The sequence below is a fragment of the Micromonospora sp. WMMD1120 genome (assembly GCF_029626235.1).
GTDB lineage: Bacteria > Actinomycetota > Actinomycetes > Mycobacteriales > Micromonosporaceae > Micromonospora.
Map to the genome: position 1 here is coordinate 2,657,518 of NZ_JARUBO010000005.1, position 24,446 is coordinate 2,681,963.

The 24,446-nt window shown below is 69.6% G+C and carries 25 protein-coding genes and 1 tRNA gene; 11 read left to right on the top strand and 15 right to left on the bottom strand.

Features of this window, described 5'->3' with window-relative positions; all coding sequences use genetic code 11:
• Positions 1–168: 168 nt before the first annotated feature.
• The gene (locus O7634_RS12560) at positions 169–1,338 is read left to right on the top strand and encodes an IS110 family transposase (protein WP_278150319.1); all 1,170 of its coding nucleotides are present in this window, start codon (positions 169–171) and stop codon (positions 1,336–1,338) included.
• 254 nt (positions 1,339–1,592) lie between these two features.
• Here O7634_RS12560 and O7634_RS12565 read toward each other — a convergent pair whose 3' ends face one another.
• Together O7634_RS12565 and O7634_RS12570 are read right to left on the bottom strand one after the other, a co-directional pair.
• Positions 1,593–2,240, bottom strand: a complete 648-nt coding sequence (locus O7634_RS12565) for a nucleotidyl transferase AbiEii/AbiGii toxin family protein (protein ID WP_278150320.1) — start codon at positions 2,238–2,240, stop codon at positions 1,593–1,595.
• A gap of 2 nt (positions 2,241–2,242) precedes the next feature.
• On the bottom strand, positions 2,243–2,815 hold the full coding sequence (locus O7634_RS12570) for a hypothetical protein (protein WP_278150321.1): 573 nt from the start codon (positions 2,813–2,815) through the stop codon (positions 2,243–2,245).
• Positions 2,816–2,969: 154 nt separating this feature from the next.
• Between O7634_RS12570 and O7634_RS12575 the strand changes: the two genes are divergently transcribed.
• Both O7634_RS12575 and O7634_RS12580 read left to right on the top strand, forming a co-directional pair.
• Entirely contained in the window at positions 2,970–3,596 is a 627-nt protein-coding gene (locus O7634_RS12575) for a TetR/AcrR family transcriptional regulator (protein ID WP_278150322.1), read from the top strand.
• A complete protein-coding gene (locus tag O7634_RS12580; RefSeq protein ID WP_278150323.1) occupies positions 3,593–4,018 on the top strand; it encodes a DUF6069 family protein in 426 nt (141 codons plus the stop codon). Before O7634_RS12575 ends, O7634_RS12580 begins: the two co-directional genes overlap by 4 nt.
• 48 nt (positions 4,019–4,066) lie before the next feature.
• Here O7634_RS12580 and O7634_RS12585 read toward each other — a convergent pair whose 3' ends face one another.
• Together O7634_RS12585 and O7634_RS12590 are read right to left on the bottom strand one after the other, a co-directional pair.
• Positions 4,067–4,453 (bottom strand): MerR family transcriptional regulator, encoded by a 387-nt coding sequence (locus tag O7634_RS12585; protein WP_278153951.1) that lies wholly within the window; start codon positions 4,451–4,453, stop codon positions 4,067–4,069.
• 65 nt (positions 4,454–4,518) lie between these two features.
• Positions 4,519–6,018 (bottom strand): SulP family inorganic anion transporter, encoded by a 1,500-nt coding sequence (locus O7634_RS12590; RefSeq protein ID WP_278150324.1) that lies wholly within the window; start codon positions 6,016–6,018, stop codon positions 4,519–4,521.
• 667 nt (positions 6,019–6,685) lie between these two features.
• Here O7634_RS12590 and O7634_RS12595 point away from each other — a divergent pair.
• The 3 genes from O7634_RS12595 (at position 6,686) to O7634_RS12605 (ending at position 9,140) form a co-directional block, all read left to right on the top strand.
• Complete coding sequence (locus O7634_RS12595) at positions 6,686–7,876, top strand: IS110 family transposase (protein WP_278150325.1); 1,191 nt, start codon at positions 6,686–6,688, stop codon at positions 7,874–7,876.
• Positions 7,877–8,069: 193 nt separating this feature from the next.
• A tRNA-Arg gene (locus O7634_RS12600) sits at positions 8,070–8,145 on the top strand.
• 356 nt (positions 8,146–8,501) lie between these two features.
• Positions 8,502–9,140: a hypothetical protein gene (locus O7634_RS12605; RefSeq protein ID WP_278150326.1), complete on the top strand. Its 639-nt coding sequence runs from the start codon at positions 8,502–8,504 to the stop codon at positions 9,138–9,140.
• Positions 9,141–9,251: 111 nt separating this feature from the next.
• On the opposite strand, the gene O7634_RS12610 is transcribed toward O7634_RS12605, so the two are convergent.
• The 11 genes from O7634_RS12610 to O7634_RS12660 all read right to left on the bottom strand — a co-directional run bounded on the left by O7634_RS12610 (position 9,252) and on the right by O7634_RS12660 (position 17,566).
• Positions 9,252–9,626: a hypothetical protein gene (locus tag O7634_RS12610; RefSeq protein WP_278150327.1), complete on the bottom strand. Its 375-nt coding sequence runs from the start codon at positions 9,624–9,626 to the stop codon at positions 9,252–9,254.
• 125 nt (positions 9,627–9,751) lie between these two features.
• Positions 9,752–10,192 (bottom strand): hypothetical protein, encoded by a 441-nt coding sequence (locus O7634_RS12615; RefSeq protein WP_278150328.1) that lies wholly within the window; start codon positions 10,190–10,192, stop codon positions 9,752–9,754.
• A 473-nt stretch (positions 10,193–10,665) separates the two neighbouring features.
• Positions 10,666–10,857 (bottom strand): hypothetical protein, encoded by a 192-nt coding sequence (locus O7634_RS12620; RefSeq protein WP_278150329.1) that lies wholly within the window; start codon positions 10,855–10,857, stop codon positions 10,666–10,668.
• 83 nt (positions 10,858–10,940) lie between these two features.
• Positions 10,941–11,291, bottom strand: coding sequence for a hypothetical protein (locus O7634_RS12625; RefSeq protein WP_278150330.1), 351 nt, complete (start codon positions 11,289–11,291; stop codon positions 10,941–10,943).
• A 969-nt stretch (positions 11,292–12,260) separates the two neighbouring features.
• On the bottom strand, positions 12,261–13,478 hold the full coding sequence (locus tag O7634_RS12630; RefSeq protein ID WP_278150331.1) for a site-specific integrase: 1,218 nt from the start codon (positions 13,476–13,478) through the stop codon (positions 12,261–12,263).
• A 3-nt stretch (positions 13,479–13,481) separates the two neighbouring features.
• The gene (locus O7634_RS12635) at positions 13,482–13,691 is read right to left on the bottom strand and encodes a helix-turn-helix domain-containing protein (RefSeq protein ID WP_278150332.1); all 210 of its coding nucleotides are present in this window, start codon (positions 13,689–13,691) and stop codon (positions 13,482–13,484) included.
• Positions 13,688–14,857, bottom strand: a complete 1,170-nt coding sequence (locus O7634_RS12640) for a DNA methyltransferase (protein ID WP_278153952.1) — start codon at positions 14,855–14,857, stop codon at positions 13,688–13,690. The genes O7634_RS12635 and O7634_RS12640 overlap by 4 nt, the downstream gene beginning before the upstream one ends.
• Positions 14,858–14,924: 67 nt before the next feature.
• Positions 14,925–15,647, bottom strand: a complete 723-nt coding sequence (locus O7634_RS12645) for a hypothetical protein (RefSeq protein WP_278153953.1) — start codon at positions 15,645–15,647, stop codon at positions 14,925–14,927.
• 187 nt (positions 15,648–15,834) lie between these two features.
• Positions 15,835–16,470, bottom strand: coding sequence for an isoprenylcysteine carboxylmethyltransferase family protein (locus tag O7634_RS12650; protein WP_278150333.1), 636 nt, complete (start codon positions 16,468–16,470; stop codon positions 15,835–15,837).
• Entirely contained in the window at positions 16,467–17,192 is a 726-nt protein-coding gene (locus O7634_RS12655) for a cation transporter (protein ID WP_278150334.1), read from the bottom strand. Before O7634_RS12655 ends, O7634_RS12650 begins: the two co-directional genes overlap by 4 nt.
• On the bottom strand, positions 17,189–17,566 hold the full coding sequence (locus O7634_RS12660) for a metalloregulator ArsR/SmtB family transcription factor (RefSeq protein ID WP_278150335.1): 378 nt from the start codon (positions 17,564–17,566) through the stop codon (positions 17,189–17,191). Before O7634_RS12660 ends, O7634_RS12655 begins: the two co-directional genes overlap by 4 nt.
• Positions 17,567–18,130: 564 nt before the next feature.
• Here O7634_RS12660 and O7634_RS12665 point away from each other — a divergent pair.
• The 5 genes from O7634_RS12665 (at position 18,131) to O7634_RS12685 (ending at position 24,438) form a co-directional block, all read left to right on the top strand.
• Complete coding sequence (locus tag O7634_RS12665; RefSeq protein ID WP_278150336.1) at positions 18,131–18,952, top strand: hypothetical protein; 822 nt, start codon at positions 18,131–18,133, stop codon at positions 18,950–18,952.
• A 284-nt stretch (positions 18,953–19,236) separates the two neighbouring features.
• The gene (locus O7634_RS12670) at positions 19,237–19,680 is read left to right on the top strand and encodes a pilin (protein ID WP_278150337.1); all 444 of its coding nucleotides are present in this window, start codon (positions 19,237–19,239) and stop codon (positions 19,678–19,680) included.
• Entirely contained in the window at positions 19,680–21,740 is a 2,061-nt protein-coding gene (locus O7634_RS12675) for a hypothetical protein (protein ID WP_278150338.1), read from the top strand. Before O7634_RS12670 ends, O7634_RS12675 begins: the two co-directional genes overlap by 1 nt.
• Positions 21,737–22,663: a PrgI family protein gene (locus O7634_RS12680; protein ID WP_278150339.1), complete on the top strand. Its 927-nt coding sequence runs from the start codon at positions 21,737–21,739 to the stop codon at positions 22,661–22,663. Before O7634_RS12675 ends, O7634_RS12680 begins: the two co-directional genes overlap by 4 nt.
• The gene (locus O7634_RS12685; protein ID WP_278150340.1) at positions 22,660–24,438 is read left to right on the top strand and encodes a DUF87 domain-containing protein; all 1,779 of its coding nucleotides are present in this window, start codon (positions 22,660–22,662) and stop codon (positions 24,436–24,438) included. The genes O7634_RS12680 and O7634_RS12685 overlap by 4 nt, the downstream gene beginning before the upstream one ends.
• Positions 24,439–24,446: the final 8 nt, after the last annotated feature.

A 24,446-nucleotide genomic window follows, 5' to 3' on the forward strand; every position in this document is an offset into this window, starting at 1 on the left:
CCACCCGCCGCTTCGTCGTCCGCGAGATTCGGTAGACCGCTGATGGAGACCCGCGATCCGCGTTCGCCTCGTGAGAAGGTGCCGGCAAACCCGAACCCACAGACGACGGGCCGACCGAGAAACCCGACCAAGTGAAGGAGCGCAAGGGTGGCGAAGCTGTGAATCGGCGTGGACATCGGCAAGACCCACCACCACGTCGCCGCCGTCGACGGCGACGGCCGGCTCGTCTACTCCCGCCGCGTCGCCAACGACGAGACCGCCCTGCTCACCGTCATGGCCGAGGTGTCGACCTATGGCCGGCCGGTCTGCTGGGCGGTCGACGTCACCACCGGCCTGTCCGCCCTCCTGTTGACCCTGCTGTGGCGGCGGCAGGTTCAGGTCCGCTACGTCTCCGGGACTGTCGCATTCCACATGGGGGCCGCGTTCGCCGGTGAGAACAAGACCGATGCCCGCGACGCGGTGGTCATCGCACAGACCATCCGCATGCGCCCCGACGTCCCGATCCTGGAACCCTCCGACCGGCTCCTCGCCGAGTTGACCGTCCTGACCGGCTATCGCGCGGACCTCGTCGGCCAGCGCGTCGCGACCCTGTTCCGGTTGCAGGAGCTGCTCACCGGGATCAGTCCCGCCCTGGAACGCGCGGTCGACCTGAACCGCAAGGCGCCGATGATGGTCCTCGCCTGCTGGCAGACACCGGCCGCGATCCGGCACGCCGGCGTCGACCGCATCACCGCGCTGCTCCGCCGTGGGCACGTTAAGAACGCCGTCCAGGTCGCCGAGGCGATGGTCGCCGCCGCCCGGCAGCAGACCGTCACCCTGCCTGGCCAGCGTGCCGCCGCCGTGGTGGTCGGGCAGATGGCCACCGAGATCCTCGCCCTCGAACAACGCATCGCCGCCGTCGACGACCTCATCGCCGACCAACTCGACCAGCATCCCCTCGCGCCGATCATCGGGAGCATGCCCGGCATGGGCCCCCTGCTCACTGCGGAACTGCTGGTGCACACCGCGGGCATGACCGAGTACGACAGCCCCGCGAAACTCGCCGCCCACGCTGGCCTGGCACCTGTCTCCCGCGACTCCGGAGCAATTTCCGGCAACCATCGGCAGCCCCGCCGCTACCACCGCAGGCTGCGGCACATTTTCTGGATGGCCGCATTCACCGCCGCCCGAGAATGCCCCACCTCACGCGCCTACTACGAGAAGAAACGCGCCGAAGGAAAGAACCACCGCCAAGCCATCCTCGCCCTCGCCCGACGACGCGTCGACGTCCTCTGGGCACTCCTTCGCGACCGTAAGACATTCGCTCGACCGGCACCGGTAATCCGCGTGGCAGCTTGAACAGACGGCTCCCCGCCGGCGCGACCCCATCGCGCCGGCCGCTCCGCCCTGCCCGTCAAGATCATCCGGAGTCACATGGAGACTCCTAACCCGACGGTCCAGCGGTGTACGCAGGCTGGTGACCTGCGGCTTTACTGTCGTCCCCGTTGCGTGCCGGTCGCTTCGTGGGCTCGCTGCGATCGCTTGCCGAAAATCAGCTGGAACGTTGTGGGTCCTGCGGGTGCAGCTGCACGTTGCCGCGAGTCGGGACCGAGTCATCCTTCCTCGTCGTCGAGCAGTTCGCGGCGCCACTCCGCGAATCGGCTTCGGAGATCGTCCAGTGCTGGGCCGGTGACGCCGTACTGGGTGAAGTCGTCGGGATCGAGCTGGGTGGCTTGTCCGAGGGCGTCGGCGAAGATGCGCGGGTCGAAGCCGCGGTCGGCGCGCTGGGCGAGGGCGAGGAGGGCGTTACGGGTGTAGCGGCCGGATCGGAGGGTGGCGTCGATGTCGATGAAGTCCCGGGCGAACGCGCGTCCGTAGAGGGCGCTCATCTTGTTCGCGACCGCGTCGTCGGGGTGCAGTACCGGTCCGATCGCCATGAGGATCGGTTCGTTGGCGCGCCAGTCCACGCCGAGTTCGACCTTGGAGACCCGCACGCCGTCGGTGACGGTCAGCCGGGCGAAGGTGTCGTACTGCCGTTCGGTCTCGACGGTTAGGCCGTCGTTGCGGTAGGCGTGCACGACGGCGGTGACTGCGGCGGTGAACTCGTCGCGGCGGTCCCAGGCGGTGAACAGGTCGACGTCCTCGCTGGGCCGCTCCAGGAGCCCGGCGGCCTGGACCGCGTAACCGCCTGCCAGTGCGAAGCCGTATCGGTCGGCTGCCGCGAGTCCGGTGCGGGCGAGGCGTTCGTGGAAGGGGTCCACCGCTACGCCGCGTTGCTGTTGCTGCGGGTCCCGGCGAGTTCGGGGAAGGCTTCCTCCCAGCGCTGGCGGAGTTGGGGTGGCAGCCAGAGGGTGGGCCAGAGCTGCCGGAGGAGGTCGGCGTCGAGCCAGGTGTTGAGATGGTCGACGGTACTGGCTTCGGTGAGCACCACCTTGTACATGCTGGCCAGGCGTGTGGTGCGGTTCAGGTCGTACTCGGCGTGTCCGGACCAGTCGAGGTGACGCGGCAGCGTCACCGTGCCGCCGGTCGGGCCGTGCAGTGCGGCGAGGGTCTCGGCCACCACGTAGGGCTTCCGGTCGCCGTAGGGTCGGTAGTCCGCCGGCGGCTGGGGTGATGTCCGGCGCCGGCTGAGGTTGGTTGCCCGCCGGACTTCCGGTCGTAGTGCCTGGCGGATCGTCTCTCGGCTGTAGCCGGTGACGCGTTGCAGATCCACCGGCCGCCAGCCGGCCGCGTGAAACGCCCGCAGTTGCTCGTCCCGCTCGGTCAACGCGGCCGCGCGCGTCGCCTCATACCTCGAAACAACCGCATGCAGCTCATCCTCGGAGAACCGACCCATGCCAGTAAGCCTACTACGCTAGGCCAAGCACGCTGGGCTTATCAGTCAGATGCTTGGGGCCCGAACTAGTTGGTTTCCGCGAACTGGAGACTGTCGACCGCGACCAAGACGGCAGTAATCCTATTGACGGAGTGAGTCCTCACTCCGTGCGTTGATGGGCATGACTGAGACGCCCAGCCGGCGCAGAGCGCCGGGGATGAGTGCGGAAGATCGACGCGAGATGATCGTGGCGGCGGCGCTGCCTCTGCTGGTCGAGCACGGCTCGGCAGTGACCACCCTGCAGATCGCGAAAGCGGCCGGGATCGGTGAGGCCACGGTCTTTCGGGCCTTCGCTGACAAGGACGAGCTGTTGGACGCCTGCGTGTCGGCCGCCCTGCGCAATGACCATGTTCTGGCCGAACTCGACGCGGTGCCGCTGGATCAGCCCTTGGCCGCCCGGTTGACCGAGGCGGCAGCGACCCTGCATGCCTACCTCGATCGGATGGGCGCGGTGATCGGGGCGCTGCACGCCAGCGGGCGCCGAGATGAGCGTCGCCGGCCGGCGGACAGCAGCGTGACCGGCGGTCGGGCGGCGGCGGCCGAGCGCACCCACCAGGCGGTGATGCGACTGCTCGAACCCGACCGGGCCACGCTGCGACTGCCGGTTGAACAGCTCGCCGCCATCTTCCTCGGCATACTCATGGGCCGGCGGGGAGGACACGGGGGCACGGAGACTTCGGTCGAGACACTGGTCGACGTGTTCCTGCACGGCGTGGTCGATCCGGCGTCGGCTGCCACATGAACCGTAGCCACCGGATCTGGGGTGTGGTCGGGGCCGTTGGCGTGGCCACCGCTCTCTGGACGGTCGCCGTCCCGCTGCTGGGGCACCGGCTCACCGTCACCGGCGGGCCACCCGGGCGAGAACGGCCGGAGATCGGTCTTGCTCCGGTCGTGGTTGTCGCGCTGGCCGCCGCCCTGGCTGGCTGGGTGCTGCTCGCTCTCCTGGAGCGGGTGCTGCCCCGGTCCGCGCGGTTGGTCTGGACGATCACCGCGCTCGTAGTCCTGCTGGTGTCCTTCGCGCCGCTGGCGGCCTCCGGTATGGACGTCGCGACCCGGGTCATCCTCGGTGCCCTGCACGTGGCGGTAGCGACCGTCCTAATCGCGGTCATGACCCGCACCGCCGCCCGCCCCGCCCTCGGCGCGGTCACCGACGCCGACCGATGACCCCGCACCGCAGGATCCCGGCTCAGGGCTGGTCGGCAAGGGTGGTGATCAGGCCGCCGGGCTGCCGTGGTGGTCGAGCTTGTCGCGGAGGGTGTCGGCGAAGCCTTCGGCCGTGGCGAGTTGGTCGCGTAGCGCGGTGACACGGGTGGTGGCGGCGGTGTGGAACAGGTCGAGCCGGTCGAGCAACTCGGTCCGGTCGGCGCCCGTGGCGGTGTCGAGCGCGTCGAGAACGGTGAGCAGATCCCGCATCTCGTCGAGGGTGAACCCGAGGGGTTTCATGCGTTTGACGACGGCGAGGCGGTCGAGGTCGGGTTCGGTGTAGAGGCGGAAGCCGCCCTCGCTGCGGGCGGAGGGGACGATGAGGCCGGCTTCCTCGTAGTGGCGGATGGTACGGATGCTCAGCCCGACCCGTTCGGCTGCCTCGCCGATCTGCATGAGCCGGCCGGTGGCCGGGCCGCTGGCGTGCTGCTCCGGCCCGGCGCCGCGGCTGGTGGCGGCCATCAGTGCCCGACGCCGAGCTGGCCGGCGAGGGTGTCGTGGATGCGGGCGCTGGGCTTGTTCAGCTCGACGATCTCGACGGTCTTGCCGCAGGCGGCGTACTTGGTGGTGATGGCGTCGAGGGCGGCGACGGAGGAGGCGTCCCAGACGTGGGCGTGGGTCATGTCGATGACCACGTTCTCCGGGTCGTTGGCGTAGTCGAACTGGCCGACGAGGTCGTTGCTGGAGGCGAAGAACAGCTCCCCGTGCACAGAGTAGATCCGGGTGCTGCCGTCGGGGTCCAGGACGCTGGTGACCTCGACCAGGTGGGCGACCCGGCGGGCGAAGATCACCATGGCGGTGAGGACGCCGGCGACGACGCCGATGGCGAGGTTGTGGGTGGCCAGGGTGGTGGCCACGGTGGCGAGCATGACGATCGTCTCGCCGTACGGCATCCGCTTGAGCGTGGCCGGGGCGACGGAGTGCCAGTCGAACGTCGACACCGCCACGATTATCATCACGGCGACCAGGGCGGCCATCGGAATGACGGCGACCACGTCGCCGAGGGCGACGACCAGGACCAACAGGAACACGCCGGCCAGGAACGTCGACAGGCGGGTACGGGCACCGGACGCCTTCACGTTGATCATCGTCTGGCCGATCATCGCGCAGCCGCCCATGCCGCCGAAGAACCCGGTGACGATGTTGGCGACGCCCTGGCCCCAGGACTCGCGGGTCTTGCTGGAGGGGGTGTCGGTAATGTCGTCGACCAGCTTCGCGGTCATCAGCGACTCCATCAGCCCGACCAGCGCGATCCCCAGGGCGTAGGGGGCGATCAGGGTGAGGGTGTCCATGGTCCAGGGGATCTGCGGCAGGCCGAGGGTGGGCAGGCTCTCCGGCAGGGCGCCCTCGTCGCCGACGGTCGGCACCGCCACGCTCGCGAAGACGGTGACCACGGTCAACACCACGATCGCGACCAGCGGCGCCGGTACGGCACGGGTGAGCCGGGGCAGCCCGACCATGATCGCCAGAGCGACGGCGACGAGCGGGTAGACCAGCCACGGCACGCCGAGCAGGTGCGGGACCTGGGCGGCGAAGATCAGGATCGCCAGGGCGTTGACGAATCCCACCATGACGCTGCGCGGGATGAACCGCATCAGCTTCGCCACGCCGAGCACCGCCAGCAGCACCTGGATCGCTCCGCCGAGGATCACCGCCGCGATCAGGTAGTCCAGCCCGTGCTCCTTCGCCAGCGGCGCCACCACCAGGGCGATGGCCCCGGTCGCGGCGGAAATCATCGCCGGCCGGCCGCCGCAGATCGCGATCGTGACCGCCATCGTGAACGAGGCGAACAGGCCCACCCGAGGGTCGACCCCGGCCAGGATCGAAAACGAGATCGCCTCCGGGATCAGCGCCAGGGCGACGACCAGACCGGCGAGGGCCTCGGTGCGGAACACCTTCGGCGACAGCCAGGACGGACGGGACAGACGCGGCCGGGAGACCGCGGACAGCACAGAAGACATACAGCCATTTCCACTCGGGGCGTCACGCGGACGCGCACAGGTCCAGCCCCACGCCGACAGGGCGCGGCGACCACGACCAGCAACAGTCGGTCCTGCCGGCCGAAGACCTCATCACCTGGACTCGGTCTGGGCTGCCGCAGCAGCCACCCGGCCAACACCGGGACGACCGGCACCGACCCTACCCTTCCGTCAGGGGAGAGTTGACCGAACGTGCTGATCATCACCATGCCGCGTGAACCAGACGCCGCCCGCCGCCCAGGCCTCGCACATCGTGTCCGAGGTGCCGGCCGGTGACGGCGGCACGCTCGGGGCTGCCGCGCCCGCAGGGTCGGGAGTAGGGATGGCTGTGTGTGTTCCGCCGTGATCGTGGCTGAGCCTCGAGGTGCCCACCCACCTTCCCGCCTCGCGGGCCGGTCGGTTGAACCGGCGCGGTCCTGGTGGCCGTAGACCCTGATGCCCGGGAGCGGTGGGTATGGCTGCGTGTGTTTCGTCGAGATCGCTTGGCTCACGGTAGGAGATGCCACCCACCGCTTCGTCGTCTGCGAGATTCGGTAGACCGCTGATGGAGATCCGCGACCTGCGTTCGCCTCGTGAGAAGGTGCCGGCAAGTCCGAACCCGCAGACCAGGGCCATTCGCCAAAACTGACCGATGAAGGGGAGCACGAGGGTGGCGAAGTTGTGGATCGGCGTGGACATCGGCAAGACCCACCACCATGTCGCCGCCGTCGCCAGTGACGGTCGGTTGGTCTACTCCCGCCGGGTCGCCAACGACGAGACCGCCCTGTTGACGGTCATGGCTGAGGTGTCGACACACGGGCGGCCGGTCTGCTGGGCGGTCGACATCACCACCGGCCTGTCCGCGCTGCTGCTGACCCTGCTGTGGCGGCGCCAGGTGCAGGTCCGCTACGTCTCCGGGACCGTCGCATTCCACATGGCCGCCGCGTTCGCCGGTGAGAACAAGACCGATGCCCGCGACGCGGTGGTCATCGCCCAGACCATCCGCATGCGCCCCGACATCCCGATCCTGGAACCCTCCGACCGGCTACTCGCCGAACTCACCGTGCTCACCGGCTACCGCGCCGACCTCGTCGGCCAGCGCGTCGCGACCCTGTTCCGCTTGCGGGAACTCCTCACCGGCATCAGTCCCGCCCTGGAGCGGGCTGTGGACCTGAACCGGAAGGCCCCGATGATGGTCCTCGCGTGCTGGCAGACGCCGGCGGCGATCCGGCATGCCGGCGTCGACCGGATCACTGCGCTGCTCCGGCGCGGGCACGTCAAGAACGCCGTCCAGGTCGCTGAGGCGATGGTCGCCGCCGCCCGGCAGCAGACTGTCACCCTGCCTGGCCAGCGTGCTGCTGCCGTGGTGGTCGGGCAGATGGCCACCGAAATCCTCGCCCTTGAGCAACGCATCGCCGCCGTGGACGACCTCATCGCCGAACAGCTCGACCAACACCCCCTCGCACCGATCATCGGGAGCCTGCCCGGCATGGGACCCTTGCTCACCGCCGAACTGCTCGTCCACACCGCCGGCATGACCGAGTACGACAGCCCGGCGAAGTTGGCCGCGCACGCAGGTTTGGCGCCTGTCTCCCGCGACTCCGGAACGGTTTCGGGGAATCACCGCCAGCCTCGTCGCTTTCATCGGCGGCTGCGGCACATTCTGTGGATGGCCGCATTCACCGCCGCCCGAGAATGCCCTGCCTCCCGCGCCTACTACGAGAAGAAACGCGCCGAAGGAAAGAACCACCGCCAAGCCATACTCGCCCTCGCCCGACGACGCGTCGACGTCCTCTGGGCACTCATCCGCGACCGCAAAACCTTCAGTCGACCAGCATTAACCGTCCGCGCCGCAGCCTGAACCAGACCGCCTCCGCCGACGCGGCCCCATCGCGTCGGCCGCTCCACCCTGCCCGCCAAGATCAACGGGAGTCACATGGAGACTCGAGCTGTGGTCCTGGGCTGGGAGAACACGGGTCCGGGTGACGCGGGTGAACGTGGGCCACTCCCTGCCACCCCAGGTGAACCCCAAGGTCGCTAGACTGTGCCCTCGCGCCCCCGTAGCTCAGGGGATAGAGCATCGGTTTCCTAAACCGTGTGTCGCAGGTTCGAATCCTGCCGGGGGCACCAAGACAAGGCCCTGAACAGCAAGAAGCTGGCCAGGTTGCTGATATCTATCTATGCAGTTTTGAATCGCCCCCCGAAAACCCCCCGGTAACGCTGGTGGGCGATCGGGTTCTAGCGGGTCCGTGGTGGGCATGCGTCGACGTACGGGTCCAGGTGCACAAGCAGGTACGGCCGGAGCCTGCAGTGGTCGACGTTCCAGGAGGGGCGACGACCTTTGTCGAGCACCTTCCCATGCCGCATGACGGACCGCCCTGTCGACTACAGTCCGTCACCGCTGGGCTGGTCGGGCTCGCGCCCGGCCAGCGGCAGATCCGGATCCTCCGGGCAGCTACGAACAGGCTCCTGGGATCATGAGAGGCGTGGCCGGATTCAGTTACAAGACGTCGTGGCTGGCTGTCCGAAATCGGAGCCCAGACGAGGTAGCCGATGCCCTTGGTCTACGCGACCGGGAAGTCCTCGACTGGGCCACTGGCACCGACCGGGCCTACCAGGACGGCGTGTACGTGGTTGCGCCGGTGCCAGGCTGGACCTTCGCCCACGGCCGGCGGCATATGCCGCCGGGTTTCGATGCGACCGAGTCGCCCTTTCCCGATTGGCTCAGGGCGCTGAGTCAGCAGCTGGGTGAAGTGCAGTTCTTCGCCAACGAACGGGTCCCGGATTATCATGCCTGGGCTCGAGCCTTTGATGGTGAGCTGCTGCGCGCCTACTGCTTCAACGGCGAGCGAGGCGAGGTGCCTCTGTTCGTCGGTGCCCCCACAGCCGACGAAATCACGCTGGGCGTCGGTCTCCGCGGTATGGAGGCCGGGTGCGAACACTGGTCCGACGATGAGTGGACAGCCTGGTACAACACGACGCCGTCGGAATCCGATGTGATGGCGATGGCCGGTCGCTGGAGCGTCGACCCGAGCGCGATTGACGACGCCACCGTGACTGCAACCGGCATCTACGGGCTAGCGCTATCAGTCTTCGACACGTCCCGCAATGACAATCCGGCTTGAAGACCTCCGGTCCCTTTGCGCCCGCTCGTCGGCACGTACGCGCGTCGCCACTCGCCACGCGGCTGCGATCATGATGCACGGCCTGCGGCTACTTGACTGCGCGTCCTCGCGTTACTGAACCAAGCGCCGAACCTCGATCCGGGCGCCGGGTACTTCGTCGCTCCGAACGGTGCGCTTGGTCGCGTCGAGATGATCGACGCGGTGGTCTGCCGCTTGGGCTGGCCCGGCCCATTCTCGGCGCCCGAAGACGCCCTCCATCGCATCTAGCGTCGGCTTGACCAGGTTGTCGAGGTCCCACACCTCGTTTGCGTTGCGCGCTTTAGGCGTACGAAACTCGACGAGAACCGAGAAGCGTTCCGCCCACGGACCCAGGCCAGTCCTGGTGAATGCCTCGCGGACCGCGGCCTTCCACGCAGGCTCGGCTGCCGACGAGTAGCTCGCCGGTCGGCCCACCACGTCCACGATGACGAGCGTCTCGAACCTCATGAGAGACCATGATGGCCACCGCTGCCCCTGCAACGAAAGGCTCCCGCCCTCGTCACGGCAGATCCGGATACCTGCAAGTGCGATGCTTCAAGACGGACGGCGGTGGATTGCTACGTGTGGGTGACTCATGCTGGCGGAGCGTCAGGCAGCGCGAACCAGCGGCCTTCAACCACCTCGCGTAGGTAACCCTCTCGAACAAGTTGGGTGCAGGCCATGACGATGTCCTCATTGCTGTAGCCGTCGTCGGCGGCTTCGTTGAGGAACCAGCGAATTCGCCAGGCATCGAATGCTTCAACCTCGCGCCCGAGCAGCGGATCGGTGACCAGATCGACGTCGACCTCCCTGCCGTCAGGACTGATCATCCTGCACCCCGCGCCGTGGACGGTGTACTCGATGCCGCTACGGGTGAGGCCCTCCCGGGGCAACTCCCGGCGCGACCGGACCGCTGCCAGAAAATCCGCGATGTCTGCGACGGGGGACAAGTCGGCGAGTAGCAGACCACGTATCTCGTGCAGGGCAGCGGCGAAGCGCATAACAGCGTCGACCGACGAAGCATCCCGGGCCATACGCCCCAGTATGAGTGTCCTGCCACAGGTGTGATCACTGCCGCGGCAGGGTCACCGGACATCCGCTCATCGGCAGATTCGGACACTGCCGCCCCCGCTTGCGGTGCCTTTGCGTACTCGACGAATGCTCGCGGCCTGCCCTCACGGACGTACCGACGTCATCGGCTGCTGTGTACTTCAAGGCGTACGCGGCTCTGCAGTTCAAGACGTACGCCGACATCTGGAGGGCGCCGACTACGACGAGGCGCGGCAGGCGTGCCAGTCCTACCGGGTCGTCCCGACCGAGCCGTACAACGCCGCCTGGCACGCACTGAGGCAGATCCTCACGCGACGCCAGGTACGACTCCGCCGACGTCGGGTTCGACATGTCCGACACACCCAGCGACGTCAAGGGGGTCGACGTCTCACCGGACAAGAAGCCCGCAACACGAAAAGGCCCGCCCTGCCAGGCGGGCCTTAGTGGTACCGGTCACCTAGCTGAGCACCTGCGCGTTATGCCACTTCCCCGGCGCATACACGGCGACCACAAAACCGTTGGTCCGCGCGCCCCGATACACGTACAGGTGGCCGTCGCCGACATGCACGTCGGATGCGCCCTCGTGGAAGTCCCGGCCCGCCCCATGCGGCACCGCGACCTGCACGCCCTTCTTAGCTTCATCACTCATGACCGGCACCGTAGCCGCGCCGTACGACAGTTGTGAGGCGACAGAGGCCCGGTCCGGTCGCGGACCGGGCCTCTGTCGGGGTGTCAGCCCTCGTCGGTGGCTTCGTCGCTCCGCCGCCGCGCCCATTCGTCAAGCTCCGCGCGAGAGGACATGCGCGGCAGAGTCTTCTCCGGCCAAGAGCCGTCCTCTGCCTTCTCCCACGGGAGAGTCGAGCCTCCGACCGGGCTGACTCCGGGCGTGTCCCGAAGGGCGACCATCGCCGCCAGCACCGCCACGTTGCCGACCTGCTCCTCAAGGTCGAGCCCCACGGCGCCGACCGGCTCCATCTCACCCGTAGTCGAGTCCCGGGCCATGTCGAGCTGCCCAGCCCGGAACTCGATCGGGTCGTCGACGGCTACCTCCATGCTGAGGATGAATCGAATGTGTTCCGCCATGGGGTCATCGTTTCATCGCTTCGGGCGCAGCCGCAGCTACCCCGTACGGCAGCGAGGTGAATCGGTCGGCGCGCTCAACGACGGGGCGCATCGACCCACCTGCCACCGTCACTCCCAGTTGATCCACCGACTGACGGTATCCACAATCCGCACGACGATCCCGATCAGCGTCAACGCCTGATCACCAGTCAGACGCCGACGCTCCCTTGGTCGCCCAGATCCTTGCTTCGATCTTCTTGCCCTTCCCATGCCGAACTCCTTCAATTGTGGACGCCCCCTCGGGCGCCGCTGAATGAGAGATCGGCACTTCGTGCGGGTGAACCCTGGAAGTAGAGGATGCGAAGTACGTGAAGTCGATCACATCCGCAAGGGGTGGAAGTCGGCACTGAGCCAAGCACGGCGCAACGCGGCGATCCGCGACAGGCACCGAGCATCCATCGCCAGAGGTCGACCACCATGGGCGCTCTGCGGTGACGACATCGACTACCAGTTCCCGTACATGGATCCGGGCTCGTTCATGGGTTAACCCGTCGTCCCGCTCAAACGCGGCGGCACCGGCACCCTCGACAACAAGCAGCCCGCCCACCGACCGCATCCCGGCGCTCTCGCCTCGCCGCCGGGTGGGCGGGTGCCCGAGGTGACATTCTGCTTTCGCCTCCGACCGGGCTAGGCGGCCAATCCCCGCCGCCGGCGGGTGAGGAGCTTGGCGCGGTGGCCAGGCGCTGGGGCAGCCCTTCCCAGAACGCCCACAGAAAAGATCGAGTACCCGCTCATCGGCAGATCCGGACGCCGAGCGGCGCGGCGCTCGGCGTCCGAAGTTACGTAACGTCACCGACTTCGATGATCGCCAGATCAGAGGGCCAGTCGCCGAACGCAGACCGAACTCGGCGAGGGTATGCACGTGCGGCCGTCCCTAGCTCTGCGCCCGGACCTGCACGCCGACAGCATGTCGGGAGAAGGTCCCCGTGTCTATCCAGTCGGGCTTGGGCCATGGGGGCGACGCTCGTGCCTGGTCGTGGCCCGGCCAGCGCCAAGTTGTTCGAGGATGTCGGAGCTGTCCGGGGCGAGAGCGGGCTTGACGATGTAGTGCCTGTTGGTGACCTGCTCGGTGGCGTGCCCGAGCTGGGCGGCGGCGTGTTTGGCGTCAGCCTCCTTGTCGATCAGCGTGGCGACGGTCTTGCGGAAGGTGTGTGGCGTGACCCATTCGAGGCCGGCGCCGATGCGGGCCTGACGCCACTGGCGACGCACGTTCTGCGGAGACAGCCAGGTGCCGCGCCGGGAGGCGAAGATCGCATCGTGGGGGTTGTCGGCGGCGTTGAGCTTGCGGGCCATCAGCATTCCTACTGCGAAGTGGGGAAGGACAACGGTTCGGAAGCCGGCGTCGGATTTCGTCCAGTCCTGCCGGAAGAAGCCCTTGCCCTTGAGGTAGACGATCGTGCCGCAGATGGTCAGTGTCGGGCGTTCGGCGGCAAGGTCGAGGTCTTCCCAGCGCGTTGCCAGGATCTCGCCGATGCGGGCGCCGGTGGCGAGCATGAGGTCGACGATGTCGCCCAGATCGCCGGTGTGCCGAGGCCCGGGTTTACCGGGAGTGGCCTGCTGCCACCGCCGGATTGCCGCACGGACGCCCTCCAACTGTTCTGTCTCTAAGGCGACGACCTTGCGGCGCGGGTTGCGTAGTCGGCCGGTTTCGCGGACGGGGTTGGTCGTTAGTGCGCCGCGGCGTACGGCCAGGGCGAGCATCTGCGTCAGGACGACCTTTGCGAGCCTGGCGGCTGTCGGGCGGTCCTCGGCGACCTTGCGCAGGAACTTGTCGATGCGGCCGACGCTGGCCTCCCGGATACGAAGGTTGCCCAGGGCGGGCACGACCGAGACGCGCACGCTCACTTCGTACTGGCTGATGGTCTGCGGCGCGAGACGCTCTTCTGCGGTGATCTCTTCGAGCCAAAGGCTGGCGAGTCTGCTGATGTGGGTCTCGCGGGTGATCTCGTCCTCGTTGGGAGCGGCACGGTCACGAAGTTTGACCTTGAGCGCCCGGATTGCGGCGGGGCCGGTGGTGTCGGTGGCCTCGACGTCGCGGGTGCTGCCGTCGTAGTCGCGGAATCGGGCTCGGGCGCAGTACCGGTTGGGGCCGAGCTTCTCGGTGCGGATGTTGCCCCAGGTTCCGATGGGTAGTGGAGGCCGGGCCATGGCTCAGCGCTCCGGGTCGGTGTGGGCGTCGAGCCAGTGTTCGACCTCGCTGCGCCGGTAGCGCAGGCTGTTGCCGACCCGGATGGCGCGCGGTCCCTTGCCTCGGCTGTGCCAGGCGTAGAGGGTGTTCTTCGGCTTGCCCAACCAGGTCGCGACGTCATCGATGGTCAGGAGGGGGTCGGGTCGCCACTCGGCTGCCGTCGGGGTGCTCATTGCCGGCCCGGAGCAGTAGGTGAATCGAGTTGTGGGCGTGGCCCGTCGGGGTCGCCGGACCGCCGGTGGGCGGTGGGGTCGGGCTGTACGTCCCCCGGGGTGGGGTGCGGATAGGGCGGGCACGGATCGGACGTCCTTTCACCGTTCCGGTCCGGGTGGGACCGGGGATCGATGGCGCTGCCGCCGGGATTGGCGTTTCCGGGGGGCACCGCCTGGGCACGTCGATCCACGCGGTGCGGGGCGAAGGCATCAAGCCGGTCAGCGTGCGCCGATGTGCGCGCTGACCTGCACTCGGCGTCGTGTGGGACGGAGATCGTCGGGGCTCTCAGGACCAGCACGTCCTCGTGCTGGACGAGCCATTGCGGGTTACCGCTGGCGATGGCGTCGCGGACGTTCTTCTGCTGGAAGAACGAGGCCCGAGGGATGATCACGCCGTCGCGGACGCCGCAGATGAGGGCGATGCACTCCTCGACCAGTTCGAGGCCGGCGTTGATGCCGGCGGCGGCGACCATGCCGGGGATGTCGATGAGTTCGCCGTGGCGGCGGTAGGGCCGGGCGGTGACGACGACATGCCCGCCGGGCCGCAGCAGAGCCCGGCAGCCGGCAAGGATTGCGGTGAACCCGTTGGCGAGCTGGCCGTGGCTTCGGTACGCGAGGTTGTCCCCGCCGCCATACTTGTGGTTGATCTTGCGGACTTTGCCGCGTCTCGGGCCAGGGGTACGGACGTGGCCGTGGGTGGACGACCCGTAGGGCGGTGAGGTGATTACGAGGGAGACCTGGCCGTGCAGGCTGGCCGGCAGCAGTGCCGGCAGCGCGGTCGAGTCCCCGTGGTAGATCTCGCCCTGGCCCGGCGCCCCGGTCTGGACTGTGTGGCGGATGTTGTCGGCTGCCTTGGCGACCCATTCGGCTTCGTACTCGACGCCGACGCCGTGGCGGCCGAGGTGCATGGCCTCGATGACGGTGGTGCCGATGCCGGCCATGGGGTCGAGGACCACCTCACCGGGGTTGGTGTAGGTGCGGATGGCGTACCGGGGGATGGTCGGCAGCATCTTGCCGGGGTGCGTCAACGACTCCCGGGTGTATCGGCCGCGCCGCAGGTCCCGCGACGCGGTTTGACCGGTGAGCCAGACCGAGCCGAGGTAGCCCTCGGTGAGCAGGGCGGCCAGGTCGGACGCGCCGGGGTACGGCGGTTCGGAGTGGTGGGGGCCGGCGGTGTGGAACGGCGAACGAGGCTCAGGCACGGGCGTTCTCCTCACCGGTGGCGGTGGTGCCGAACACGAGCAGATCTCGGAAGGCCGGCAGGTGGCGGCCGGCGAGCAGACGGCGGCCGTCGTCGCCCTCGTCGGGGCGGTGCGGGGCGGTGCGCGGCTCGTGCTCGGGCAGCGGGACGAGGACGGCGGGGATGTGCTGGTGGTAGAAGAGTCCGGCGGCTCGGGCGGCGGCGATGACGGTGGCACGGTGGCTGAACTCTCCCAGCCGGGGCGGCGGGGCGGTGAGTCCGACCAGCAGGAACCCGCCAGGGCGTAGCAGAGGGCGCCAGGTGCGCATCGCCGTGGCCGCCTCGTCATGGGTGAGGCCCGGCGCGCCCTTCGGCAGGGTCGCCAGGATCAGGTCGACACGTGGGCCGGGACGGCGCAGGGCGTGGCACGTCCGGCGTTCGGGCGCGGGCGGCAGGAGCCGCACGTGCATGCCGTGGCGACCGGTGAACAGCCAGGCCGGTACCCGGTTCAGGTAAACGGTCGCGGCGATGGCGGTGGGGTGCGCGTCGAGGTCGAGCACCACGTCCCCGACGTGGGTGTAGCGGCGGATGAGGTAGGCGAGGTGGTTCGGGGATAGCCCGTGCCAGTCCGGCACTCCCGGACGGGGCGTGCGTGGGACGCGGGGGCGGGGAAGGAGCAGCCCGACCGGTGCCGGCTGAGGCCGGTCACCGGGGGCGGTGGAGCTGGGCTTCGGCATGGGCGTGTGGGCCACGTCCGCTGACAAGCGCTGACACTAGGGGATTACAAATCTGGGCCTCGAATTGGAAACCGACGTACTAGCCACGCGGGCGGCGCCGCCCCGGCGCGCCCTTTGAGCAAGATCCTCGACAGGGTTGAACACGCAGGTCAAAGCCCCCGGAATTCAAGCCCGGTGCAAAAACTGGCTACCGTGGCAGCGTGTGATCGCCTCGGCTAGGCGGCTTGCCGATCCCGGGTAGGAAGCGGCCGACGTGGGCGGCGTAGCGGTCGTAGTCCTCGCCGTGGACGCGGCGAAGGTAGGGCTCTTCGATCCGGCGTACCTGGAGCTGCACTCCGATGATCGCGGCGGCGAGTCCGGCCAGCGCGATGGCGTTGGGTACGGCCAGGGCTGTCCCGGCGATGACCACTACGGCGGCGGTGAAGATCGGGTTCCGCACGAGGCGGAACGGGCCGGTGGTGACCAGGGTGGTGCGTTCGGCCTCATCGACGCCGATGCGCCAGGACCTACCCATCATGATCTGCGCCACGACGGTCGCTGCGGCAGCGACGATGGCCAGGGCAAGCCCGGCGAGGCGTAGCCAGGTCTGATCGAGGATGCCGATGGCCGGCAGGCCGATGAGGTCGGCGACCGGGGCGGCCAACCCGGCAGCGACCGCCCCGAAGCCGACGATGATGCGACTCCACCACTGGAGGCTGCCTCGTTTGCCGCCCGGCGAGCGCCAGCCAGCATCCCCGGTACGACGGGCCTGGATGAGGCTTCGCAGCCCGAACGCCAGTACCAGCCAGGCCACGTAGACGGTCAGGGCGGCGACGGCGATCACTGCGGGTTCCTACCCTCGGTCGTGCAGCAGGCATCCGTGCAGCCCGGCCCGCACCCGCACCCGTCGGCGGCCTCCTGCTTCGGGCTCGTGGGGATGGTGCAGTCGTCGCACTGCTCGCCGCGCCAGGCTTCGACGCCTTCGCGGACGGCGACGGCGGCGATGACCAGTCCCGCGATCGGGTCGGCCGACGACCACCCCAACCACGCGTTGAGGCCCAGCCCGACGAGCACGATTCCGGACAGGTAGGTGCACAGCAGGGTCTGGGTGGAGTCCGCGACCACGGTGGTCGATCCCAGCTCTCGCCCGGTGCGGCGCTTCGCCCAGACCAGCAGTGGCATCACCACCACCGACACGGCGGCGATCCCAATTCCCACTGGTGACGGCTCGGCCTCGCCCTGGCCGAGCAGGGACCGGACGGCGTCGACGCCAATCCACGCGGCGAGGGCGAAGAACGACAGCGCGATCAGCCGCAATGCCAGCCGCTCGCGGGCTTCGGGGACGCGGGAGCGGAACTGCCAGATCACCACCAGCGCGGAGGACACCTCGATGAAGGAGTCCAGGCCGAAGCCGAGTAGCGCGGTCGATGAGGCAGCCGCGCCGGCCGCGACGGCGACGATGCCTTCGAGCGTGTTGTACCCGGCGGTGGCGTAGGCCAGGTGCAGGCTGCGCCGGTTGAGCTGTGCGCGACGCTGCGGGGTCAGGATCGACGTGGTCGCGCTCACTGGGTCACCGCCCGAGCATGGGTGGTGCCGTAGGTCGGGCAGAGCGCGACCGCCGAACCGGTCGCCGCCAGAACGCCTTCGGCTGCCTGGAGCAGGTCCATCAGCTCCGGACGGGTCAGCGCGTAGAACGACTGCCGTCCTTCGACGCGGTAGTCGATCAGGCCGCAGTCACGCAGGCAGGCGAGGTGCTTGGACACCGTCGACTGGGCCAAGCCCAGTTCGCCGGTCAGGTCCACCACCCGGGCCTCCCCGGCGGCGAGCCGCTGCACGATCCGCAGCCGGGTCTCGTCTGCCAGGGACCGGAACAGGGCCACGGCCGGGGTCATGCCGGCCGCGAGGTTTGCGGTGACACACCCGTCATCATTCATCGCCATAACGCGATGATAGCCGGTTCTGGCGATGCTTTGTCTAGTGTTGCTAGCCCAGCCGACTCGTATTGCCTCCAAGAGCGCAATCCCGTCGTCGGTTGAACAAGATCCTCGCCTGCTTGAACACAAGCCGACTGACCACCAGGAAGCCTTGAACAAGATCGTCATCTGCTTGAACACGAGGCGGGCCGACCGCCTCGGGACCTTGAACAAGATCGCGATGGGGCGTGAGCGCGCCTCGCGAAAGCCGCTTGTGGCCGTCCTACTGCACCCCGTGGCTGCGTCGTAGGCGACGCGTGTTCAAGGGTGCTGCCTCGACGTGGCTGCGCCCGGCGTGAAGGGCCTTGAACAGCCTGGCCACTGGTTGCACACCCCGACACGGGGTGTCCGCCCGCTGACATCGAGACGCATCGACCGGCGATTGACGACGGCTGGGTTGAACACGGGTCGAGGCACCTCGAACAAGATCACGAGTGTTCATGATCTGTTCAAAGGCCCTGGTGGCGTGGTGGCACAGCGCCGATCGGCATTCCCGCCGGACGGCAACGGTCATCACGAGGGAGTACCACCATGGACCGTCGTGTCCCCGCTACCGTGCCAGCCGTCTCTCGGCGCGGCGAGACGCTGCTCAACGACATCGAGTACCGATTCCGGCTGATGGGGCAGGGGCCGAGCCCGCTGTCGGTGGACGGCCGCAGCCTCGGCCACGGCCTGCCCCGCCGTCGGATCGCCCTGCCCGAGCTGTCGGCGATCCTCATGCACCCGTCCTGCGGCTACGCCGGCCGGGACGCGTCGTGGCGGCTGCTGGTGCAACGTGCCCGTACCGGTGACCCGGCGTGGCGTGCCGGTGTCGTCGGGGTTGCGCTGCCGGGCTTGCGGTTCAAGGCGTACCTGCTGGCCAAGCTGTTCACCGGCGACGTGCAGGCCGCCATCGTCGAGCACTTCCTTCGGGCTCTCGGCACGGTCGATGTAGCCAAGCCGGGCGTGGTCGGGAACCTGCTTTCGGCGGCGTTCTCCAAGGCCCGCGCGGAGCTGCGCGACCTGGAGCCCGTCTCGTCCGGGGCTCCGAACTACGCCCCGGGGGCGGTGTTGCCGCCGGCTGCGTACGGCCACCCGGATCTCGTTCTCGCTCGCGCGGTCGCCGCCGAGGTCATCACCGTTCAGGAGGCGGAGCTGATCGGCGCGACCTACCTGGAAGAGGTCAGCCTCACCGCCTATGCCGAGCGCACCGGCCAGCCCCGCTGGAACCTCTACAAGCGCCGCACTGCTGCCGTCGCCCGGCTCAAGGCCGCGATCGAGTCCGGGGAGCTGTCCGATCCGTACGCCGACGTGATCAACGAGGCCACCGCGACCCTGGTCCTGGACGTACCTACCGTGCGGAAGCGCCCTTAAGCAACCCTTCTGAACTGCGACTTTCCAATCCGAGGCTCGGATTTGTAATCCCCTAGTGCGGGACTCTTCCGCGCAAGTGACCTGCTCCGACCGGACCCGCTGACGGCGCTGACACCCCCGCACGGTCCCTGGCCCACCCACCCCGTCTGTGAGGAGGACGGCCGCGCCGGTCGGCACCACAGGTCACCCACGAGCGCACCGCCCGGTCCCGCCTTCGCCACCCACTCATGCACCCACGCCCCGCTGCGGGCTGCGTCGGCGTGCGCACCGGAGGTGCCCAACCCATGAATCACCACCCGTTCCCACGCCCCGGGGCGGCGGACCGCCGCCCCGGGGCGGGCAGGCGCGGACGGCCTTGCGTCCGCCGCCCGCGTCGATACCGGTCTCGGACTGTCCGTGCCGCGCTGATGCTCCTCAACGCCGCCGCGGTGACGGCAGCGCTCGTTGCCGTGCCGACCGTGGCGTGGGCGGCCGAGCCCGCTGCGGTGGTGCTGGCCGTCGAGTCGATCCAGCAGGTCGCCAACAACATCCGCACCTGGCTGATCGGCATCCTCGTCGCCGTCGCCACGCTCTTCTTGACCGTCGGCGGGCTGCGCTACCTAGCCGCCAATGGCGACCCCGGCGAGGTGGAGAAGGCCAAGCTCGCGTTGCGGTCCGCCGCGATCGGCTATGCCCTCGCGCTGCTCGCGCCGTTGTTCGTGACCATTGTCGGCGCGTGGGTGGCTTGATGAACGCCCTCGCGATCCGATCCCGCCGCACGGTCCGAGCGGTGTCGTTGCTGCTGCTCGGCGTGGTGATCCTTGCCGGCCTTGCCCTGAGCTGGGCCGGGCCGGCGCACGCCGAGCCGAGCCCGGCCCCCGGCCCGCCCGCTACCGCACCCGGCACGCCGCCAACGCCCGGCGTGCCTGACCCTGGCGTCCGCCCGCCGGGAGTGGATCCGTCACCCTCCGCGCCGGCCGCACCGGCACCCGCGCCCGGCCCGTCCCCGACTCCCGGCCAGCCTTTCGTTGACGATGATCCGGCCTGGTATGACATCGGGAGCCAGATCCGCAAGGCCGTGGTCGAAATGGTCGTCTGGACCGCCGAGCAGGCTCTCCAGCCGGTGATGGAAGCCCTCGGCGCATCGTGGCTGTCCACCCCTGACCTCACCGACAACGAGCACGTCAAGGCGATCTGGACGACCAGCCTGATCACGGCCAATGGCGTCTTGGTGCTGTTCATCGTCGCCAACGGTTTCCTCATTACGACCAGGGAGACCCTGCAGAGCCAGCATGGGCTCAAGCAGGTGCTGCCCCGGATCGCGCTGGGCGCGGTGCTGGCCAATTGCAGTCTGCTCATCGGTCAGCAGGCCATCGTGCTTACCAACGCGCTCACGGTGGCCATTGCCGGGAACACGGTTGACGGCCCGGCCGCAGCCGCCGCAATCGGGCAGATCGCGGACAACGCCCTGCAGGGCAAGGGCTTCCTGATGGTGCTCCTGGCCGTCGCCGTGGTCGTGATGTGCCTGCTTGTGGAGTTCACCTTCATCCTGCGGCTGGCCGCGCTGGTCATCCTCGTCGGCGTGGCCCCAGCGGCATTGATCTGCCATGCCAGCCCGCTCACCGAAGGCATCGCCCACACCTGGTGGCGTGCCTTCGCCGCCTGCCTCGGGTTGCAGATCGGTCAGGCGATCATCGTCATGGCCACGGTGAAGGTCTTCCTGACCCCCGCCGGGCCGACCGTGCTGGGCGTGCCCTCGACCGCAGACGGGCTCCTCGGCGTCCTGGTCTGCCTGACGATGCTCTGGCTGCTGATCAAACTACCGGGCTGGATGGGGCAGTTCGTCCTCGGCCCGCTCGGACAGCGCAACGGCAGGGGACTGCTCGGCCAGCTCATGCACGCCTACCTGACCATCAAGACGCTCGGCGCGGCGGCCGGCATCCTGGGCGGCGCGAGCGCGGCCCGGACCGCCCGACGGACGGCACCTCGTCCACCCGGCCCCCGTCCAGCGTCGGGCGGCCCCCGTCCGCCCCGTCCACCTCGTCCGCCCCGTCCCGGGCCGACTCCCGTCCCGCCGTCCCCGCCGGGACCGGCGGCCTTCAGCCACGCCCCAGTCACCCATACGCCGCTGCCTGCGCCGTCCGGGACGAACGCCGCCCCTACCTTCAGCCACCCGGCGGCCCCGTCCACGCCACCGCCAGCGCCGTCCGGCGGTGTCCCGGCCGCGCAGTTCTCGCACCCGTCCGCGCCTCAGCCGAGTCCACCGCCCCTGGCCGCGCCGCCCGCCCGAGTCGCCTTCAGCGATGCCACGGCCACGACACCGAGCGCGACACCCCGCGGCGCGGCACCGGCGGTGGCGTTCTCCGCCGCACCAGCGCCACAGAGCGCGCCGCGCCGGCCACCTGCCCCGGTCACGCCGGTGTTCTCCACCGCTTCGGCCCCACCGGGAGCTGGCGGGTCACGACGAGCCTCGACCCCCGGGACACGGCCTACGGCGGCGCGGCGCGCCAGCCCGAGTGGGCAACCCGCCGCCAACCCGAGCACCCCGTCCCCGGCCCGGCGAGCACCGGCCGCCAGCGCATCCCGGCCTCGTCCACCGGCATCGTCCGTCCCGCCGTCCACGGACGGTCGGCGGTCAGCGGCCCCGACCCCGCCGCCGCGCCCGTCCCCGGCCCCGGCGGCTGGTGCGACCCCGGCGGGTCTGCCGGCCGTCCGTACCGGGCCGTCCCCGTCCCCGCCGTTCCCACCGCCGGCTCGATCGTCCGCCTCGGCGCGGCGCCCGTCGCGGAAGCGAGGTGATGAGCAGTGAGCCGCCGCAACGATGAGGCTCCGATGCGGGCTCGGGTTCCCGCGGACATCGAACGGCCGGACAGGATCGCGTTCGGCATGTCGGGACGGCAGTTGGTGATCCTGGCCGTCACGGGCCTCCTGCTCTACGCGGTGTGGACGGCGGTGGCCACGCTCGTGCATCCACTGGTGTTGCTCGCCGGTGCGATACCCGTCGCCGCCGGAGCGTTCCTGCTCGCGGTCGGCCGCCGCGACGGCATCAATCTCGACGCCTGGGTTCTCGCGGCGCTGCGGCACCGCCGCAGCCCGCGCCGGCTCGTACCGGCCGATGGACCGGTCATCCCGGCTCCGGCGTGGGTTTCCACCACCGCCGGGCCGGGTGACCGGCTACCGCTACCCGCGCCGCTGCGGCTACCCGCGAGGGGCATTACCGGCGACGGGCTGGTCGATCTCGGTTCGGACGGCATGACAGGCCTGGTCGCCGCCTCGACGGTGGCGTTCGGGCTACGGACACCGGGGGAGCAGAACGGCCTGGTGGTCGCGTTCGCGCGGTGGCTGCACAGCCTCGACGGCCCGGCGCAGATCGTGGTGCGGGCGCAACGGGTCGACCTGACCTACCTCGCCGACCGGTTCCTCGCCGCCGCCCCGGGGATGCCGCATCCGGCGTTGGAGGACGCCGCCCGCGCGCACGTGGCGTTCCTCGATGACCTGGCCGGGCAGCGCGAGCTGCTGCACCGGCAGGTCACCGTCGCCGTACGCAGCCAACGCGGCGCGCACCACGCCGCGCACCACGCGGCCGAGGCGGTGCGCGCCCTCGCCGGGTGCGAGGTCCCCGCCCGGGTCCTCGATGGGACGGACGCCACAGTGCGGCTCGCGGCCAGCCTCGACCCCACCGCCCCGGCCCTCACGCCCTACGCCACATCTGACGGAGGTGAACAGCGGTGAGCCTGCTGTCCGCACTGCTGCCGACGCGGCGGCGTCCCGCGCCCGAGTCGGCCACGATCCTGCCCGGTTCCCCCGACGCCGTCGAGGTCGACGGCCGACACGTGCGGGTCGGGGACGGCTACAGCGCCACACTCGCCGTCGTCGGCTACCCGGCCGAGGTCGGCCCGGGGTGGGCCGAGCCGATCCTGTCCTACCCGGGCCTGGTCGACGCCGCCTTCCACATTGAGCCGGTCCCGCCGGCGGTGGCCTCCGAACGGCTGCGCAAGCAGCGCGGCCGGTTCGAGTCCTCCCGCCGCCATGACGCGGCCAAGGGCCGCCTCGACGATCCCGACCTCGACGCCGCCGCGACCGACGCCGCCGAGCTGGCCACGCGGGTCGCCCGAGGCGAGGCCCGACTGTTCCGCCTCGGCCTGTACCTGACCGTCCACGGCACCAGCCCAGACGACCTCGCCGACCGGGTAACCGAGGTGCGGTCCCTCGCCGCCTCGCTGCTGCTCAACACCGCGCCGGTGACCTGGCGGCAGTTGCAGGGCTGGATCAGCGGCCTACCCCTCGGGTTCGACGCGCTCGGGATGAAGCGGGTCTTCGACACCGACGCCCTCGCCGCAGCCTTTCCGTTCACCAGCCCCGACCTGCCCGACACCGCCGGAGACAACGGCATGGGCGTGCTATTCGGGCTCAACCTGCACTCGGCCGGAGTCGTCGTCTGGGACCGGTGGGCGCAGTCCAACTACAACGCCGTCATCCTCGCCCGCTCCGGGGAAGGCAAGTCCTACCTGGCCAAACTCGACCTCCTGCGCAACCTGTGCCTCGGCGTGGAAGCGTTCGTCATCGACCCCGAAGACGAATACCTACGGCTGGCCGACGCGGTCGGCGGCACGGTCATCCGCCTCGGTGCGCCAGGGGTGAAGATCAACCCTCTCGACCTGTCGCCCGGTGACGATGCGCTCAACGACCGGGCACGGTTCCTGCACACGCTCGTGACCGTGATGGGCAGCGGTGACACCGCCGTCAGCGCGCCCATGCCCGGCGACGAGGCCCGCTCCCTCGATGTGGCGGTGCTCGCGGCGTACCGGGCCAAGGGCATCACCACCGACCCGCGCACCTGGAGGCGACCGGCGCCGTTGCTGGCCGACGTGATGGCCTTCTTGGAGGACACCGACGACGCCGGCCGCCGAGTCGCCGACCGCCTGCACCCTTACGTGGACGGCAGCATGAAGGGCCTGTTCGACGGGCCGACCACCACCGCCGCGCAGGGGCACCTCGTGGTCTTCGCCATCAAGGACCTGCCCGAGCAACTTCACCCGGTCGGGACGCTGCTCACCCTGGACACGATCTGGCGCACCGTACGAGGCGCGACCGCCTCCGGCCAGCAGCCTGATGCGCTGCGGATGGTGCTGGTGGACGAGGCGTGGAAACTGCTCTCCGGCGGACGCGGCGGCGTGTTCCTGGAGACCCTGGCCAAGTCCGCCCGCAAGTACGGCGTGGGCCTGACCGTCGTGACCCAGGACGCCGCTGACGTGCTCGCCACCAAGACTGGCCGCGCGGTCGTCTCCAACGCGGCTACGCAGGTGTTGCTGCGGCAGGCGCCGCAGGCGATCGACGCCGTGGCCGAGGCGTTCGGGCTTACTGACGGCGAGCGGGCGTTCCTGCTGTCCTGCCAGCGCGGAGACGCGCTCCTCGCGGCCGGGTCGGCGCGGGTGGCTTTCCACAGTCACGCATCCGCGACCGAGCACGAGTTGATCGTCACCGGCCCGGTCGCCGGCCGCCGCTGACCCGCCCT

Coding starts and splice junctions, on each gene's coding strand:
- O7634_RS12570 (WP_278150321.1), bottom strand. CDS start 2,815: ATGGGTCGGTTCTCCGAGGATGAGCTGCATGCGGTTGTTTCGAGGTAT.
- O7634_RS12615 (WP_278150328.1), bottom strand. CDS start 10,192: ATGGCCCGGGATGCTTCGTCGGTCGACGCTGTTATGCGCTTCGCCGCT.
- O7634_RS12575 (WP_278150322.1), top strand. CDS start 2,970: ATGGGCATGACTGAGACGCCCAGCCGGCGCAGAGCGCCGGGGATGAGT.
- O7634_RS12665 (WP_278150336.1), top strand. CDS start 18,131: ATGGACCGTCGTGTCCCCGCTACCGTGCCAGCCGTCTCTCGGCGCGGC.
- O7634_RS12590 (WP_278150324.1), bottom strand. CDS start 6,018: ATGTCTTCTGTGCTGTCCGCGGTCTCCCGGCCGCGTCTGTCCCGTCCG.
- O7634_RS12620 (WP_278150329.1), bottom strand. CDS start 10,857: ATGAGTGATGAAGCTAAGAAGGGCGTGCAGGTCGCGGTGCCGCATGGG.
- O7634_RS12585 (WP_278153951.1), bottom strand. CDS start 4,453: ATGCAGATCGGCGAGGCAGCCGAACGGGTCGGGCTGAGCATCCGTACC.
- O7634_RS12670 (WP_278150337.1), top strand. CDS start 19,237: ATGAATCACCACCCGTTCCCACGCCCCGGGGCGGCGGACCGCCGCCCC.
- O7634_RS12675 (WP_278150338.1), top strand. CDS start 19,680: ATGAACGCCCTCGCGATCCGATCCCGCCGCACGGTCCGAGCGGTGTCG.
- O7634_RS12635 (WP_278150332.1), bottom strand. CDS start 13,691: ATGAGCACCCCGACGGCAGCCGAGTGGCGACCCGACCCCCTCCTGACC.
- O7634_RS12645 (WP_278153953.1), bottom strand. CDS start 15,647: ATGCCGAAGCCCAGCTCCACCGCCCCCGGTGACCGGCCTCAGCCGGCA.
- O7634_RS12630 (WP_278150331.1), bottom strand. CDS start 13,478: ATGGCCCGGCCTCCACTACCCATCGGAACCTGGGGCAACATCCGCACC.
- O7634_RS12580 (WP_278150323.1), top strand. CDS start 3,593: ATGAACCGTAGCCACCGGATCTGGGGTGTGGTCGGGGCCGTTGGCGTG.
- O7634_RS12610 (WP_278150327.1), bottom strand. CDS start 9,626: ATGAGGTTCGAGACGCTCGTCATCGTGGACGTGGTGGGCCGACCGGCG.
- O7634_RS12660 (WP_278150335.1), bottom strand. CDS start 17,566: ATGGCGATGAATGATGACGGGTGTGTCACCGCAAACCTCGCGGCCGGC.
- O7634_RS12625 (WP_278150330.1), bottom strand. CDS start 11,291: ATGGCGGAACACATTCGATTCATCCTCAGCATGGAGGTAGCCGTCGAC.